The sequence below is a fragment of the Tropicimonas marinistellae genome (assembly GCF_001509585.1).
Classification (GTDB): Bacteria; Pseudomonadota; Alphaproteobacteria; order Rhodobacterales; family Rhodobacteraceae; genus Tropicimonas; species Tropicimonas marinistellae.
On sequence record NZ_LNCI01000007.1, the window covers coordinates 281,995 to 298,939 of the forward strand.

The window sequence follows — 16,945 nt, forward strand, 5'->3', positions numbered from 1 at the left end:
GGCCAGTGCGGCTTGCGGCTGGCATGTCGAACGCCGGATAGGCCAACCCGTGTCGGCGCATGCCGATAGGCAGCACTGTGGCTTGCATTGCGCGCCATGGTCCCCGAGCTGTGTTGGGTCGCGAGCATTTCCCAAACGACGGTCGATGGGCACGAGATCATGGATCCCCTCGGATCGGTACGTGCCCTTCGTCGCGCGTCATGACTTCGTCGTAACAGCAATCGCCATGGAGCGACCGAACCGGGTCTCCGCAAGATGCAGTGTCGCGGTAGAGTAGTGCCGTCGGCTGAAGCCTGCCCGGCACCCGAAGTCCCGGTCGCGCGACCAACCGATTGTGGCGCGCAGTGTACGATTCCGGGCGCTGCGCCGCAAATTTACGTAGCGGGAGGTACAAACTGGCGGCACGGTCATCATTCGAACAAGATCCTCTGAAACTCCATAAAAACAAGGCCTGCGCCGGTCGCAGGAGGCGCCATCCCGAGCGCGAACGAATTGCAGCCGGTAACGGCACCGAGAACGATTGCTTCGAAAGAGAGAGCCCATGGCCAGAACGTCTTTCCCGTGCATGCAGTCTCTACGGTACAGGTGGTCGCCCAGAACGGAGCCGCTGCCATGAACGCGGCCGACGGGACCCTCGGCTGGACTACAGTGGCCGCAGTGACGAGCGCGCATCCTGCCACTCTAAGCAGTCTGACGGACGGCGCTTCCAACTTTGACGTTGTTATCGTCGGCACCGGAATGGGTGGTAGCGCCGTCGCCTTTCGCCTGGCCGGGCAAGGTTGCCGCGTGCTCATGCTGGAGCGCGGCCAGCCGCCACTCCAGGTCGCCACAGCCGAGAACAACACCTTCCTCTACAGCGCTCAACCGTTGGGTCACGAATTCCGCATAGTCGGCGGAAAATCGAAGTACTACGGCGCGGCGCTCTATCGCTTCCGTGAAAGCGACTTCAAGGAACGAGCCGTCGAAAACGGTATCTCGCCGGCGTGGCCGATCCGATACGACGACCTGGAGTCGTACTATTGCGAGGCCGAAGAGATCTACCGCGTCCATGGCGCGTCCACGGGAGACCCAACCGAGCCCTGGCGCTCCCGGCCGTACCCGCACGACCGGCTACCGCACGACCCGTTGGTTGCCCGGATTGCGGCGCGGCTCCAAGCCAATGGGGTCCCGACCGCGGCAATCCCTCGCGGGATAGACTACGGCCCCGGCGGGAGCTGTGTGCTCTGCGGCCAATGCGATGCCCATTACTGCGTGCGCGACGCCAAGATGGACGCTGATACCGCCACCCTGCGTCCCGCACTCGCGGCAGGCAACGTGAAACTGCTCTACGGAGCGGAGTGCCTGAAGGTGCTGGTTGATCCCTCCGGCCGGCGCGCCGAGGGCGTGCTGGTTCGCCATGACGGGCAGGAGAAACGCATCTTGGCTGGCCAGGTGGTGGTGAGCGCGGGCTTCCCGCACAGTGCGCTGCTGTTGCGACGCTCCCGCATGTCGATCCACCCCGAGGGCGTGGGCAATGCCTCGGGTTGGCTGGGCCGTGGCGTGGCCGCCCATTCGACGGGCACGCTCTTTCCAGTCGTGGGGTTGCGACCGCTTGGGGCGCGGCACACCAAGACGTTTGCCATCAATGCCTGGGCGGATGCCGGGCCCGACTGGCCGCATCCGCTCGGCGTCGCCCAGATTGCGGGTCAGACACCGTTCTGGCTCTTGACGTCGAAGGCCAAGCGCCCGTTGGTCAGGGCCATTGGCGAGCGTAGCCTGCATGTCTTCCACATGGGCGAGGCACTGCCGACGAAAGAAACCGGTTGGTCATTCGACGGCGACGAGTTGGGCAACCTTACGCCGCCCGTCCATCGTCCGGAGGCATACGGTCGCTTGCGCCATCTTGTCCGCGCGTGCTTCCGCGAGCTGGGCTACCCGGTGATCGCACCGCGCCGCCCGGTGGAGTTCTGGCACGAGACCGGCGGCGCGATCATGGGCGCGGATCCCGAGACATCCGTCACCGATGCGCAGGGCCGCGTGCACGGGGTGGAGAACCTCCATGTCGCCGACGCCACCGTATTGCCCTCCGCAAGCTCGGTGAACACGGGGCTGACCATCGTGGCATTGTCCCTGCGGACCGCAGACGCGGTCCTCGAGGCGGCCGGTGCCCAAGCTCCGGCAGCGCGGCACAGATTGCGTTCAGCACCACAGGATCGGGCGACCGCGGATATCCCGTGCTGACGCAGATACTCCATGCCGGCAGTTTAAGAGCCAAGGTCGCCGGGCCACCGTCATGACCGGAAACTGGGAACCGTAGGCCGCCCGACTTTAGCATTCGGACTACGGTTGCCCCGGGTTACTCTGCCACGGAAAAACCTGGCTGAAATGGTGGCGGAAGCCGCTTGCAGCGCATCGCGGCCGTTTTCGCGGATGTGTGCAAGATCCGAAAGCCTTGCATGGCACCCTGCAAGGTGTTGACAGTGTTGGGGCGGCCCGCGGCAAATGTCGAGGTCACGCTGACCTGCCTCAACGATGTGCTATGGTAGCATTTCAAGGCCGGGAAAGGGGGTAGGGATGAAACCCGTGGTTCTGGCATATTGCGCCATTTTCCTCGTCGCCGCATTGAGTTCAGGTCCGGCAACCGCCCAATCCGGTGACTTGAAGCCAAGTGGGCCGCAGAGCAACGGAACCAAAGCGGGTTACTCCCAGGCCGGCGTGCTGGAAGGGCCGAGTGGTGTTCTGAACGAGCTGGCTCAGGATGATTCCGTTCGCGCTGGCCTGCTCTCGCCCCGCGGAACGCTTGCCTTCTTTGACCCCTGGTACGCATGGAAGAAGCGCTTGAACGCGAACGTCGGACTGCAGTTGGGCTTTAGTTTCCAGACGCTCTACCAATCGGCCGACGAGACCCTGACCGGTATCTCCGAGGCGGCTGCAACACGCGGTCAGATCCAAGGCGCGTGGACCTTTCTGAACCGCGGCGGCACGAACACGGGCAAGCTGACCTTCCGCGTCCGGAACCGTCAGGCCTGGGACCAGAACCTGCCGCCCTCGCAACTCGCCTATCAATTCGGGAGTATCGTCAATTCCGGAACCGGGTTCGGTGCATCCGGTTGGGAACTGAACGAACTTGCCTGGCGCCAGTCGATGTTCGACGACAAGTTCCGTTTCGTCGTTGGGAATATCAGCGCGATCTCCTGGTACAACAACACCGCCCTTTCGTCCTCGCTGACCGGGTTTCAGAACACCGCCATGCAGTCGAGCCTCGCCAAACCGGGTCCCGGTCGTGGCCTCGGCTTCGGTGTAGGGTTTGAAGTCACTCCCAAGGTTGCAATGGTTGCCAGTGTCCATGACGCGAACTCAACCGCGAGCCAGAACCCGTTGGAGACGATTGAGCAGCAAGAGTACTTCTATTCCACCGAGCTTCGTTATCTGCCATCCGGCATCCGGGAGCAGATGTGGAACTCGTTCAGACTCCAAGTCTGGTACCAGGATGCTCTGGAGGAGAAGGGCCTGAAGGCATCGAGCGGTGTCGCTATCCAGGCGGGCTACCTGTTCGACGACACGTGGTATCCGTTTGCCCTCGGCGGTTGGTCCGATGGGAACGCTTCGATCTTTAGGGAAGATTTCGTTGCCGGGTTGGGCGTGAAGATCCACACCCGCAACCGCCCTTCGGACGACATGTTTGGGATTGCTGCCGGGTGGGGCAACCCGTCCGTCGACGCGCTCCAAGATCAGTACACGGCCGAGGCTTTCTACCGGCTTCAGCTTCTAGCCTCTTTCGCGATCACCCCATCGGTCCAGATTGTCCGCCATCCCGCCGCGAACCCGGACACCGATCAGGTTGTTCTGTGGGGTCTCAGAACGCGGATCCAGTTCTGAGCGCCCAACAAAACGATTTTCGTGCCGACCGTCGCGGTCGTTTCTCGACCGCAGCCAATGCGAATACAATACAGCAAGGAGAAACTCAAATGCCGTTCACTTCTCACCGCGCGGCCGTGAAAAGACCCATGGTATTCGGCCTCGTCCTCGGCAGCATGGCATTCTGTGTCCCGGCTTGGGCGGAACAAGAACTTGAACCGGTCTCCCTCAGCGACATTCGCGACATGAGGTTTTGTGAGTTCGTCCTGATTTTCGACGATCACGTCACGATCTACAACACGTCGGCCTCAAACGGTTGTCCGGAAGAAAAATGGCAAGCAATGGACACAGCGGCCATTGCCTCCGAACACGGTGCAAAAGCAGCCGAGCTCAACGGCCCAAAATTCTGGACGATGGACGCGCAGACAATAAGCCTGGGCGCGACAAAGACATTCGGTGGAATTGAGGCCCGCTATGGCGCGACTCTGCCGCTCTCGGCGCTCGGCGGCGACACCGGGTCCGCGCCCTATACGCCCTATACCAGCGCAAAAAACCAGACGATGACATTCAAGGCGGGTAGCCCGGTTTATGAATTGGTCGATCCAGACGGTAATACCTACATCCTCAACGCTTACGGATCGGATGTCGAAGGGGGCGACCCCGCCAATCTCGTCAACCAGCTTTCTCCTGCCGAGGGCTGGACATTCCAGGCGCGCACCCTGGCCGAAGACCTTTCGATCGAGGGAAGTTCGGACACGCCAGTCGATATGGTCGGGGACGACATGCACCAGTATTACACGCGGATGGAATAGGCCACTCGGCCGAGAAACGCGCGAACAGCGCCTTACCAATAGGCAACCATGAGCTATCTTGTGGGGTCTTGGAACGCCGCTGAACTCGTATCTCTGTCAGGCCCACCAGATCACCGGAGGGCCTCATGCAACCTCGTCGGATATTACAACCTCGATGATCTCGATAGAGGTCACCTTCAGCCCAAGCTCGCGAAGGGAGAGGCTTTCATCATCTGCACCGGGAGCGCGTCCGGCGCCCGTTGCAAACCCTTCGAGCTCAGCCAATTCCGCCGCGACTAGTTCGGATTCATACTCATCGCGCGTCAGGTGGATTTCGAGTGTGTCTGTACCAGTACCTCCGTGATAGGCATCCCGCTTGGTGCCGGTCTCGCCAAACACGAAAACCAATTGATCGTCCCCTGCGTTGCCAAAGACCGAGTCGCTTCCTTCTTGACCGTCTAGGATATCGTTGCCGTCCGAGCCGCGCAGGGTATCCGCTCCATCACCACCCCGAAGGGTGTCGGCGCCCCTTCCTCCCTTGAGACTGTCATCTCCGCCGTTCCCGAAGATGAGATCTGCGTGTCTGGCTCCGAAGATCGTATCATCGCCTTGCCCTCCACGAAGCGTGTCGTCGTCCTTGCCTCCGTAGATTGTATCGTTGCCCTGGCCACCCTGCAGAGTGTCACGGCCTTCGCCACCGCGAAGCGTATCGCGTTTTGCGCCCCCGTAGAGGGAGTCGTCTCCCAAGAGCCCGCGCAACACATCTGCGCCGCCGCCGCCCCAGAGAGTGTTGCCCAGCGCGCTTCCCGTTAGATCGTCATCGAACTCCGAACCGCGCAGGTTTTCGATCGACTTGAGTGTATCACCCTCGGCATGCCCACCACTTCCGGTCCCGGCTTCAAGATCCACCACAACGGCCCGCTCGGAACGTGTGTATTCGGCGCTGTCGATACCCGTCCCGCCGAAAATACCATCCTTGCCGCGGCCGCCGTCCAGGCGGTCGTTTCCCGCGCCCCCCATCAGATCATCAGCACCGCCGCGCCCCAGGATTATATCATCTCCGGCGAGGCCGCTTATCCTGTCCGCACCGGCCGTCCCTTTCAGAGTGTCGTCGCCGGGCGTGCCTTTCTGAACGTTGATCGTCGCTTTCGTGACGGTCACCGTCACCTTGCCTTCGTCGCGGCCACCATTGGCCGCAACCTCGTAGGTGAACTCGTCCGTGCCAAAGAACCCGGCGTTCGGCACATAGGTCACCGTTCCATTGACATTGATGGACACTTTGCCGTTGCTGCCCTGCGAAACGGTTGCCACGCTTAACGGGTCTTCATCCGGATCGTCGTCATTCGCCAGGACGTCGACATTCACGGCCACATCCTGGCGAGTGGTGATGGTATCATCCGCTGCAATCGGATCGGAATTCCCCAACTCGGCAAGACTAATCCGCGTGATTTTGCCGTCGATCAGATAGGCGAAGTACATATGGCCGTCGGGTCCCAGCTTGAGATGGACCGGTCCCGGTCCATCCAGTTGCGCAAGGAACTCCAAGTCGCGGCTGTCGTTTGCTTTGATTGCATAGAGCTCGCCTTGGGCCATGTCCGTGAAAATGTAGCGGCCCTGCAATCCTGACGGGAATCGGTCGGATCGAATGACATCGTTGGCCCCGATAAGGAGTTGCAACTGGTACCCAGGGTCAACCACGCGATGCGAAAACGCCTTGAAAGCGGGTGTAACTGTCGCATCACCCGACGCGACTGCGGAATAGAACGCCTTGGCCTCGTCCAGGTCTTCGTAGTCGCGCGTCGGAAGCGACGCGCCGCCATCGCCGCCCTCGTAGAACGGCCAGCCGAAATTCGCCCCGGCGGCACCTGTGTTGATTTCTTCGTATGCGCCCCAGCCGACGTCGGAGATCAATAGTTGGCCTTCACCGGCAAACCCCATCGTGAACGGATTTCGCAATCCAAGCTGATAGACCTTCGCCGCATTCTGCGTGAGGTCCCCGCCGGCATCATCGACGAATGGGTTATCGGTCAGGCCAAGCCCCGTGATCGGATCGATGCGCAGGATCTTCCCTGCAAGCGCGTGGACACTCTGCACGCTGAGTGCACGAACGTCGGCCGCATTGAAGGATGTTCCGTCGCCAGTCGAGAGGTAGAGCGCGCCGTCCGGCCCAAATTCGAGCGAGCCACCCGCGTGGGAGAGCGAATCCACCTTGATGTAGTCCTGAACATACTCGCCGGTGTCCGGATCGACGTCCGACGGCGGCGTATCGAAATCCGACGTGGAGTTGACCGCACCGCCGCCGGAAATATCGTCCAGAGACTGGCCGGCGCCCCCGATCAGGATCACCTCGGAGCCCGGCACAACCGTCCGATAGTCGTTGTCTGCATCAAGGGTGTGACGCGTCAGATAGGCAAACCTGTTGCCCTCCCCGTCCGGCGCGGCATTGCCGCTTTTCCCGTCGGTGTCGGGCGGATCGACGGTGTAGTACGTGTACAGATACGGATTGGTCGCCAGATCGGGGTGGAGCGCGATATCCATGAGTCCCCGGTCCGCGCGCTGGTTCACCTGATCCATGATATCGAGGACGTCGCCGAGATCGTCGCCGCTTGCCAAGTCGAACAGGCGCACTTTCCCGTTCTTTTCGGCGACATAGATGACATCCGGATCGAGCGGCGAGAATTCGAACGCAATCGGCTTTGTGAGGCCATCGACGGTCGTCGTTTCGGAAAACGCGTAGTCGGATTCAAGTGGCGGGTCGGTGGGCTCGGTAACGGGATTCTCGTCATCGAGGATGTCGATTTGCGCAGTTCTCGGGAACAGGAATGTCCCGCTGTTCAGGTCAACCAAGGAGAAGGAAAAGGACTCCGTATTCTCGGAGACATCGTCGTCCAGGATTTCGACAGGCACGACGATCCTGCTAACACCGGCCTCCATGGTCACGGTTCCATAGTCCGGCGTGAAATCGTCTTCATCTGCTGCATCGGCGAAGCTGAGCAGATTCGCCTCGTAGACGATGTCGACGGGCTTCGAAAGATCGACGGTCCGCACGATCGGAACCAGCACTTCGCCGGCCGTTTCACTAATCCCAATTGAAAATGTCTCTAGTGCGATATTCCCCGACATCTTTTCCCAATTTCCTCACAAGAATCTCGGTACGGGGAGCATTCAAACATAGTAATGTGAGTTTTCAAAATCTCAGCGGCGGCGGATTCCGTGGGTTATCGGTAGAAGTGATCACGCGTCATTCACAGCAACGGTTTAGATCGAAGGAACCAGGTCCTCCGCGATGGCCAGGGAACGACAAGCGAGCGCCAATGATGCTGCCTTGCGATGTCAGAGTTGGATATCCGTCAAGTCGCGCTAGCTGGCGCGTAGCGGTGCATTCGCTCACGCCCTGAGTCTGCTATGGGGATCGCAATTTCACGCCGTGCTGGGATCGACGCATGCCGGGGTACGATGCTGAATTGGCGGGCGATCATCTTGTTGGGAGGGATGCACGATCCAAAAAAGTACGACGTTGACTATGCCACCGGTCTCACTCCGTGGCCGGCGTGGAGAGCAGGCGGCCAAAGCCGACGATCGGTTTGTTGTGGCCGGAGACGCGCAAGCTATCCCATAGAAGGCACTGAATACTGCTCATGCAGGGTTTGCCGAGTTCATTCTCCAGCGCCTCAAGAACTTCCATCGCGCGTATGGCGGTGCATGAGATGAAGAGCGCGTCCGCATCGGGATGGTCGGCATTCAAGGCCAGGGACGTCAAGCTTTCGAGCGAGACGAATGGCATATCCGCATCGCTTTCGATCCCAAGATGGGTTTGCTTGACCACGTCCACCCCATGTTCGGCAAGAAAGCCGGCCATCATCTTGCCCACTGGCTCGGGGTACGGCGTGAACAACGCAATGCGCTGACGTTCAAGATGCGCAAAAGCGTTCAGGGCAGCGGTGGCCGGGGTCGTGACCGGTATCCCGGGGCGACCGGCCCGGATTTGCTTCGCGACAGTCTCGAAGCCGAGAGCGACGGTGGCCGAGGTGCAACTGTAGGCAATGACATCAAGCGGCATCTCCGGCAGAAGTCGCGCCGCGCATTCCGCCAACTGCGGACCCATTTTTCGCAGGTTATCCTCGGTCAGCGGATTGACGGTCAGGACGCGTGTCGTGTGATAGCTGACATCCTGTCCGACGAGTGCGGCGCGAAAACCATTCTCCGTTGTCATGTCAGTGGAGAGAACGATCAATCCAATGCGGATACCCGCACCGCCGTTGTCAAAGAAGATCTCACCTAGCGCCATAATCGTAGTCCTCGATCCAGGTCATCTCGCGCCGGAACGGAACGGCGTCGCGGTCAGTCTCCTCATCCAGCAATCGGGCGAACCTGTGGCCGGCGTAGACCGCCGCGGCGATCGTGCCCGGCGCATAGGCGTCGCCGATCAGGTCTACCGATTTGATACCGGCCTGCGCCCACTCCTCCTTCCGGGCCTTGAGGTCTCGAAAAAGTTGGTCCTTTGGCAGGCGTGCGGTCACCGGCAGGATCGCGTCGCAGACAATCTCAGTCTCCCTACCGGTAAAGACGCACTCCAATACCGCCTTACCTGCATCTGCAGCGATCAGCGCGGTGTTCACATGCACGGCGTCGCAACATTCGATCACTGCCTTCTGGATCCGGTGCTGGTCCAGCGTGGCGACTGACCATGAAGAGACAATGCCGGCTGGCGTGACGTAAGTTACTTTCCGCCCTTCGTTGGCGAGTTGTTCGGCCAGCAGGCTGCCAAGGTAGTAGTGGTCGTCATCGTAGATCAGAACGTGACCGTCGATCCGCTTGCCATCGAGGATATCATCCGGGGTCAGACATGGGAGCATATCGAGCCCCGGCACCGGATGCTGGTGATATCGCGCGATCCCGTCCCGGCGCCATTCCGACCCGGTGGCGACAACAACGCGCTCGAAGCCGAATTCAAGCACTGCCTCGGCATCCAGTGGGCTTTCGAGATAGATGTCCGCGTTGGCCCGCGGCTTCAGAAGCAACTCCCGGTGCTCCTGTACACGCGCCCAGGCGTTGAGCCCCGGCAGGCGTGCCTCGCGTGCCACCCTCCCACCCGACTCGCCACGCGCTTCCGCGATCGTTACGCTATAGCCGCGTTGCGTGAGATGATTGGCGCATTCAAGCCCGGCCGGGCCACTACCGACGACGAGCACGCCGCTCTCGGATCCCGCCGGTGCCGCCCGCTCCGGATGCCAGCCCTTGCGCCATTCCTCCCCTTGCGTGGGGTTCTGGGTACAGCGGATCGGAACCGACAGTTCGTCATGGGCCACACAGATATTGCAGCCAATGCACTCCCTGATCTCGTCCAGCCGCCCTTCCTCGATCTTCTTCGGCAGGAACGGGTCGGCAATGGACGGTCGTGCGGCACCAATGAAGTCGAGAATACCGCGACGAACCTGGCTCACCATCGTATCCGGCGAGGTGAAGCGGCCGACACCGACAACCGGTTTCGTGGTCAGCTTCTTTATCCGGTGGACGAATGGTTCCTCCACAGCTTCCGGCGAGAACCGCGACGTCTGGCTGTCGTTCGACCAATCCGAGAGCGTCACGTCCCACAGGTCCGGCAACTCGGCCAGCATACCGATGGCATCCTCTGCCTCGTTCTTCTCCAGCCCCTTCGCGCCGACCAGCTCGTCGAGGCTGATCCGCACCGCCAGCGCGGTTCGGCCGGCAATGACATCGGCGGTGTCGTCCAGCACTTCGCGCAGGAGCCGCACCCGGTTCACCAGACTACCGCCGTATTCATCGCTCCGGTGGTTCCAGCGCTTTGATAGGAAGTGGAACAGAACTGACAGGTTGTGTGCCGAATAGACGTAAATCACGTCAAATCCGGCATTTACCGCCCGCTCCGCAGCATTGCGGTGCCAGCGGCGGAATTCGGCGATGTCGTCCTTGTCCATCGCACGGCATTGCACCGGGTCCCGGTTGCCGGTTTGAACGGGCAGATGGCTCGGCGAGAGCGGGATTTCACGGGTATAGAGGCTGGCCATTGCGTAGGAATTGTAGGTGAGTTCAACACCTGCCAAGGCGCCATTGGCCTGCACCTTCTGCGCCATGAGTTCCAGCGCTGGCATGTCCCGGTCATCCCAGAGCCGCATCTCCACGAGGGGTGAACTGTCGGCGGTGGGATGGATCTCGCATTGCTCCGTATTGACAACGGCCCAACCGCCCTCCGCCTTGATCCCGCGCATCTCCGCCATGGCCGAGGCGTGCAGATAGCCCAACCCGTTGCAATGCGGCACCTGATAGAAACGGTTGCGGGCTGTCCGTGGGCCGATCTTCACTGGTTCGAAGAGAATGTCGTAGCGGGGGTCGCGGGGCATTGGGCCGTCCTGTCCGTGGGTTAGCGGATCCAGGCGGTCCAGGCATCGCGATGCGCCTCGACCCACTCGGCGGCGACGTCCTCAATCGCCTCTCCACCGTTCTCGATCCGGTCGGTCGCCTCGGCGACGTCGCTGGTGGAGACCGACATGAGGTGCAGGTAGCGCGCAGCGTCCGGGGCCTTGGCCTGGAACGCCGCACTGCCCAGCTTCCAGACGTAACCTGCCGAGTACCCGCAATCGAACACCTCGTCCGGGTTTGGCCCATGGGCCGGATCATCGTAACAGGCGTCAGCGTTTGGCGGCAGTTGGACGAACTCGCCCTCGATCTTTTCGAAGTACCAATGCGGAATGTAGCCCCAGCCGATGATAGGCTCCTGCTTGTCGACCGCGGCCTTGATCGTGGCAATCAGGGTCACCGGGGAGCCCGAATTCATCGCCTCGAAGTCGATCCCGAGCGCGTCCATGCGGGTTTGGGCATCCGTCTCCCAATCGGCCGGAGCGTCCACATAGCGGCCGCGCGGCTCGGTCTCGATCGTTGCCAGCGCCTGCACGCAGTCGGGCTCCTTGAGTGCGGTCCAGTCCGGCAGGCCCGGGCAAAGCTCTGCGACATAGGACGGATACCACCAGCCTTCGAGCACCTGCACGCCCGTGGAACCGAAATTAAGCACGTTGCCAGCGGAAACCGCATCGTTCAGCGCCGGCCAACTCGACGTATCCCAGATCGCGGTGCTCACATCTACGTCGCCGGTTTCCAGCGCCGGGATTTGAGCGGTGTAGTCCACGCGGACAAACTCGACGTTGTATCCGATCTCCGCAAGGATCGTACCAAATGAATAGGCGATGAAGTCTGCGTCCGAACTGTCAATGAGAATGACCCGGATGGGCTCTGCTGTCTCCACCGCCAGGGCCGGACAGGCTACCACCGATGATCCGACAGCGGCCATTACGAGAAGGGCTTTGATATTCGTCTGCACGGGGCGTCTCCTAGAGTTTGAACGGCTTGGCGCATGTCGCGGAACGAACGCACAAAGGACCGATGTTCGATCTCAGCCTAAGAAGACACCCCTCGTTACATGGAAAACCATCTCATTGATTGGAACTTTAGTTTATATTTTTCCAAAATTAGTTTGCCCAATTTCCTAGCCAAACTGGTGTTTCTGCTGCGCGCGCATGCAGATTGACTGGGTGATCGTGGCGAAACGTTCCAAGGCGGGCGCCGCCTGCCCTCCGGCCTTCGTGATCAGGGCATGTTCGGACACGTAAGCGGTATCGCCGGCATTGATCTCAAACAACTCTCCAGCGTCCACCCAGGGTTGCGCATAATGCTCCGGCAGATAACCGATGTACCCCCCCGAGAGCAGCAGCACGAGCATGCCTTCCATCTTGTTGACGGTCGCCTCCTCCTGAACCACGCCGAGCCGGCTGCGGTCGAATTCGCTATTGTATTGGCGGAGAACCGTGCGGAACGAGGACAGATCGGCCTTGGCGATCACCTTGCGAGGCGCTTGATACAACGGGTGGCCGATCCCGCAGTAGAGACGGATCGGTTCGCGCAGGAGCGGAGTGAACTTCAGCCCGGAAATATTGCGTATGAACGGCCCCAGTGCCGCGTGTAACCGCCCTTCGATGACGAAATGCTCCAGTTCCTGCCGCGTCGAAACGATCAGTTCAAGCTCGACCTCATTCTCGGTGCGGTTGAATTCGCGCAACGCGTCGCTGATCGGGAAGTCCGGGTGGCCCACAAGAGCATCGACCATGCCAATCGATAGTCGCCCGGCCAGTATGCTCTTAGCGCTGGTCAGGGTGCCGGCGAAATCGTCCAGCGTTTTCAGCAAACCCTTGGTCTCTTCGTAGACGATACGGCCGCGGTCGGTCAGCTTGAATCCGCCGCGTCCGCGTTCGCACAGACGTATCCCAAGTCGGCTCTCCAGATTGGAGATGTGAACGGAAATCGTGGACGTCGAAATGTTCAGGTAGGTTTCGGCCGCTGCAAACCCTTTGGCCTCGGCGACTACGACAAAAATGCGCAACAGGCGGAGGTCAACATCGGAAACGCGCTTCATACTTTGATACTGCCTGTGATTTTGAGATTTTGATTTGGTAATAGTTCAAGTAAATTTCCACACTTTGCAATATGTCAGGTGTTGCGACGTTTCTAGCTTGGGTATGTCGACCGCCCCCACCTGCGGCCGGTTCCTTCCTGTTTCCCTGGAGACGTACCCCATGCCATTGGACCACGACCGTGAGATTTTCGGCGTCGCCGACCACACTCTTCATGTGACATTCCAGCCAACCACTCGGACATCAAGGTCCGGCTTCGACCTGCCGATGATCGTGCACGACCGGCTCGCATTCTCGCCGGAGGAATACGTCAGGCGCTACGACATTGTGCAGGCGGCGATGGCGGAACTGGACCTGGACGCGCTGCTGATCCGAGGACCGGAGAACATCACCTATTTCACTGGTTACGAAACGCCCGGATACTACAAGTACCACTGCGTCATCGTGCCGAAACAGGGAGAGCCCGTCTTCCTCGTGCGGGACTTTGAGTGGATCAACACGCCGGAATTTGCCTGGAGCACGAAACTCGCCAAGGTCTTTGACTGGGATCATCCACCGAGTGTCACGGCAAACGTTCTGCGCCAGCTTGGTCTCAATTCAAACTGCCGGATCGGGGTGGAGAAGCAGACATTCTTCTACACGGTGGACGAGCACGAGACACTATTGGTGGCGTGCCCGGAAAACACCTTTGTCGACGCCACCCAGATCATGTGGAACGCCCGAATGATCAAGTCGGCCGAAGAGGTTGCCGTGATGCGGCGCTCCGCCCGTCTTGTCGACCTGGCAATGCAGGCAGGCTGGGAGGCAACGCACCCCGGCGCCAGCGGCGACGAAATCAACGCCGTGGTCAACAAGACACTGTTCGAGAACGGCGGAGAATACATGGGTTTGCCACCCTTCGTGCTTGCTGGCGAGCGGTCCTGTTTGCCCCACCAAACAGGCGGCGCCAACATATTGGCTGCAAACGACGTGATGTACTTCGAGATTTCTGCGTCTCAGCGGCGCTACACCGCCGCGCTCATGCGTACGATTTTCGTTGGACAACCCAAGGACGAGTGGCTGCGTGCGGCAGAGGCTTGCATCGAAGCGGTCGAAGCGGCGCTGGACACGATCAAGCCCGGCGCCACACCTCATGAGGCCGACACGGCTGCGCGGGCCGTCACCGAGAAGGCTGGCCTCGGCGACCTTCACCGAAACCGGCTGGGATATTCCATCGGGGTCAGCTACCCGCCGGATTGGGGGGAAGGCGAGATCATCTCGCTTCGTCAGGAGGAACACCGCCCCCTGCAACCCGGCATGACATTCCACATGCCGCCGCTATGCCTTAAGTACCGGGAGTTCGGCATTGGGTTTTCGGAATCCATCGTCGTGACGGAGAATGGTTGCGAGCGGCTCTCGAAGCTCGGTCGTGAGATCATCATCAAGTAGTGGCACCGGCGACCCGACCCAAACCCCTTGTCTGCGGCCCTCGGCTGTTGGCAGATCTGGAGGCACTTTCGCGGTTCGGTCGGCGCGCGACAGACCACGGTATCGATCGTCCCGCCTACTCGCCAAGCTATCGCGCGGCCCTTGACTGGCTGCGCTCCCGCATGGAGGAGGCGGGGCTCACGGTTCGCATGGATGCGGCCGGCAATCTGATCGGCCGGCTTGGGCGAAGCTCCGGGCCGGCTGTGGTTTGCGGCTCGCATATCGATACTGTCCCAGGCGGCGGCGCGCTCGACGGGGCGCTCGGCGTAGTCGCGGGGCTGGAAGTGGCTCGACAACTCACCGACCTGGTGCCCGGCCTGACGAGAGCCTACGAAGTCGTGGCTTTTGCTGACGAGGAAGGCGCCTACCTGAGCGAAATTGGCGTGCGAGCGATGGTGGGCGATGTGTCGCCCGATGAGGTCCGGTCCGCATGCGGGCCTGACGGACCACTGGCGGATGTGCTGTCTCGGTTCGGCCTGAATGCGGCCGATCTTTCCCTGGCCGCCCGCCCGCCAAGCGACTTCGCGGCCTATTTGGAACTCCATATCGAGCAAGGGCCGGTGTTGCAGACGCTCGGAAAGCGAATCGGAATCGTGACCGAGATCGTGGGGCTTCTGACCGGCGACCTGACGTTTTTCGGGGAGGCCAACCACGCCGGCACCACGCCTTTGCCTATGAGAAAAGACGCGTTTCGGGCTGCGGCCGAGACGGTGTCGGCCGCCTTCGCCGCCGTCGAGACGGAGTTTCCGGCCGAAACCCGGCTGACGTTCGGCAATATCCAACTCGCGCCCGGTGCCGCCAATGTTGTGCCCGCAACAGCGAAACTCACCTACGAAATCCGTGCGGGTGATGAAGCTTTGATCGACGCGCTGCATTCCCGCGTGCTCGCGCTTGCCGGACGGGCGGCACAACGTTGTCGGGTTGAGGTGGCAGACAGGACGCTCGCCAGAGACGCGGCTGCGCCCATGGCCCCGGAGATGATCGCAACCCTAGAATCCGTGGCGTCTGCACGCGGCGTCGAGACCGTACGAATGCCGTCGGGTGCCGGCCACGATGCGCAGGTAATGGCCGGTGTTTGCCCGACCGGTATGATCTTCGTGCCCAGTATCGATGGTGTGAGTCACAATCCGTCCGAACGGACCGACGTCGACGACATCCTCCTAGGCGCGTCGCTGCTGTGCCATGCGGTCTTCGATGTGCTCGGTTGCAGGTAGCGCGCTGGCCGGTTGCGCTCATTTGCCCGTTTCCCGGGATCTCGCAGTAAAATGGCCTACTTCTTGAGCAGACTTAATTTGTCCATACCCAAAGTATGATGCACAGATTTCTATATTTTTAAAACTATACACTCCTTCGACACTCCCAATACCGATTGGAGCGAGCGGCAGATTTACTTCAGGAGCACGAGCGATGGAGGCCCAGGAGAAACCATCCATACTTGAATGCATGGATATTTGGAAGGTCTTCGGCAACAACGCCCAGTCCTTGCTATCTGAACTTGGCCCCAATCCCGATGACAATGCTTTTGCCCGACATAAACTTATTGCGGGCGTGCGTGGCGTGAGCCTCAAAGTACGAAAAGGCGAGATTTTCGTTATCATGGGACTTTCCGGCTCGGGAAAGTCCACGCTGGTCCGCTGCATGACAGGCCTGCACGCCCTGACTGCGGGCCATATGCTGATCGACGGGCTGGATCTGGCGCAGCTTTCTGACGCGGATCTGGTGCATCTACGGCGACGCAAAATTTCCATGGTGTTTCAGGATTTCGCACTGCTGCCGCACCTGACGGTTCTGGGCAATGTCGCGTTTCCGCTCCGCGTGCAAGGAATCGGCCGGCAGGCGCGTGAGGACACGGCGCTGAGGATGATTGAACTCGTCGGACTGAAGGGCCGAGAGAGCTACTATCCCGACGAACTCTCCGGTGGTCAGCAGCAACGTGTGGGCATCGCACGAAGCCTGACCACACAGCCCGACGTCTGGTTCCTCGACGAACCTTTTTCCGCGCTGGACCCACTGATACGGCGGGATATGCAAACGGAGTTCCTTCGCCTGCAGAGCATGCTGACGAAGACGATCGTCTTCATTACGCACGATTTCGACGAAGCGGTTCGGCTTGCGGATCGAATGGCCGTCATGAAAGACGGCCGGATCGTACAGATCGGCCGCCCGGAGGATCTGATCCTATCTCCGGCCGACGAGTATATCGAGAACTTCACCCGGAACATCCCGAAGAACAAGGTATTGCGCGTCCGCTCGATCATGGACGCGCGAACCGCTCCCAACAATGACGTGGCGCTACCTGCAGAAGCGTGCCTGTGCGACGTCGCAGAACGGGTCATCACGGGAAAAGGCCACCACCCGGTCGTGGACGCCGAAGGCACTGTTGTTGGTGCGCTCCACCGCAGCGACCTTGCGCAGTATCTGGTGTAG

The 16,945-nt window shown here is 60.6% G+C and carries 11 protein-coding genes; 6 read left to right on the plus strand and 5 right to left on the minus strand.

What is annotated here, in order from left to right:
* The first annotated feature begins 612 nt into the window (after positions 1-612).
* From ARC39_RS16555 to ARC39_RS16565, 3 genes are all read left to right on the plus strand, one after another.
* Positions 613-2,220 carry an FAD-dependent oxidoreductase gene (locus tag ARC39_RS16555; RefSeq protein ID WP_068115943.1) on the plus strand — a complete coding sequence of 536 codons (1,608 nt, stop codon included), beginning with the start codon at positions 613-615 and terminating at the stop codon, positions 2,218-2,220.
* Positions 2,221-2,553: 333 nt separating this feature from the next.
* Positions 2,554-3,858, plus strand: a complete 1,305-nt coding sequence (locus ARC39_RS16560) for a carbohydrate porin (RefSeq protein WP_068115944.1) — start codon at positions 2,554-2,556, stop codon at positions 3,856-3,858.
* A complete protein-coding gene (locus tag ARC39_RS16565; RefSeq protein WP_149866457.1) occupies positions 3,828-4,649 on the plus strand; it encodes a hypothetical protein in 822 nt (273 codons plus the stop codon). Before ARC39_RS16560 ends, ARC39_RS16565 begins: the two co-directional genes overlap by 31 nt.
* Before the next feature lie 123 nt (positions 4,650-4,772).
* On the opposite strand, the gene ARC39_RS16570 is transcribed toward ARC39_RS16565, so the two are convergent.
* The 5 genes from ARC39_RS16570 to ARC39_RS16590 all read right to left on the minus strand — a co-directional run bounded on the left by ARC39_RS16570 (position 4,773) and on the right by ARC39_RS16590 (position 13,053).
* The gene (locus ARC39_RS16570) at positions 4,773-7,751 is read right to left on the minus strand and encodes a PQQ-dependent sugar dehydrogenase (RefSeq protein ID WP_068115946.1); all 2,979 of its coding nucleotides are present in this window, start codon (positions 7,749-7,751) and stop codon (positions 4,773-4,775) included.
* Positions 7,752-8,163: 412 nt separating this feature from the next.
* Positions 8,164-8,916 (minus strand): maleate cis-trans isomerase family protein, encoded by a 753-nt coding sequence (locus tag ARC39_RS16575; protein ID WP_068115947.1) that lies wholly within the window; start codon positions 8,914-8,916, stop codon positions 8,164-8,166.
* Positions 8,903-10,990 (minus strand): oxidoreductase, encoded by a 2,088-nt coding sequence (locus ARC39_RS16580; RefSeq protein ID WP_068115948.1) that lies wholly within the window; start codon positions 10,988-10,990, stop codon positions 8,903-8,905. The genes ARC39_RS16575 and ARC39_RS16580 overlap by 14 nt, the downstream gene beginning before the upstream one ends.
* Positions 10,991-11,010: 20 nt before the next feature.
* Positions 11,011-11,964 carry an ABC transporter substrate-binding protein gene (locus ARC39_RS16585; protein ID WP_068115949.1) on the minus strand — a complete coding sequence of 318 codons (954 nt, stop codon included), beginning with the start codon at positions 11,962-11,964 and terminating at the stop codon, positions 11,011-11,013.
* Between the two features lie 165 nt (positions 11,965-12,129).
* Complete coding sequence (locus ARC39_RS16590) at positions 12,130-13,053, minus strand: LysR family transcriptional regulator (RefSeq protein WP_068115950.1); 924 nt, start codon at positions 13,051-13,053, stop codon at positions 12,130-12,132.
* 160 nt (positions 13,054-13,213) lie between these two features.
* Between ARC39_RS16590 and ARC39_RS16595 the strand changes: the two genes are divergently transcribed.
* From ARC39_RS16595 to ARC39_RS16605, 3 genes are all read left to right on the plus strand, one after another.
* Positions 13,214-14,479, plus strand: coding sequence for a M24 family metallopeptidase (locus ARC39_RS16595; RefSeq protein ID WP_068115951.1), 1,266 nt, complete (start codon positions 13,214-13,216; stop codon positions 14,477-14,479).
* 47 nt (positions 14,480-14,526) lie between these two features.
* Positions 14,527-15,732 carry a M20 family metallo-hydrolase gene (locus ARC39_RS16600; RefSeq protein WP_161470983.1) on the plus strand — a complete coding sequence of 402 codons (1,206 nt, stop codon included), beginning with the start codon at positions 14,527-14,529 and terminating at the stop codon, positions 15,730-15,732.
* 343 nt (positions 15,733-16,075) lie between these two features.
* Positions 16,076-16,945: an ATP-binding cassette domain-containing protein gene (locus ARC39_RS16605; RefSeq protein WP_236545285.1), complete on the plus strand. Its 870-nt coding sequence runs from the start codon at positions 16,076-16,078 to the stop codon at positions 16,943-16,945.

What these genes read in the sequence shown, in the direction of transcription:
- ARC39_RS16575 (WP_068115947.1), bottom strand. Translation starts at nt 8,916, where the DNA reads ATGGCGCTAGGTGAGATCTTCTTTGACAACGGCGGTGCGGGTATCCGC.
- ARC39_RS16595 (WP_068115951.1), top strand. Translation starts at nt 13,214, where the DNA reads ATGCCATTGGACCACGACCGTGAGATTTTCGGCGTCGCCGACCACACT.
- ARC39_RS16580 (WP_068115948.1), bottom strand. Translation starts at nt 10,990, where the DNA reads ATGCCCCGCGACCCCCGCTACGACATTCTCTTCGAACCAGTGAAGATC.
- ARC39_RS16570 (WP_068115946.1), bottom strand. Translation starts at nt 7,751, where the DNA reads ATGTCGGGGAATATCGCACTAGAGACATTTTCAATTGGGATTAGTGAA.
- ARC39_RS16560 (WP_068115944.1), top strand. Translation starts at nt 2,554, where the DNA reads ATGAAACCCGTGGTTCTGGCATATTGCGCCATTTTCCTCGTCGCCGCA.
- ARC39_RS16555 (WP_068115943.1), top strand. Translation starts at nt 613, where the DNA reads ATGAACGCGGCCGACGGGACCCTCGGCTGGACTACAGTGGCCGCAGTG.
- ARC39_RS16590 (WP_068115950.1), bottom strand. Translation starts at nt 13,053, where the DNA reads ATGAAGCGCGTTTCCGATGTTGACCTCCGCCTGTTGCGCATTTTTGTC.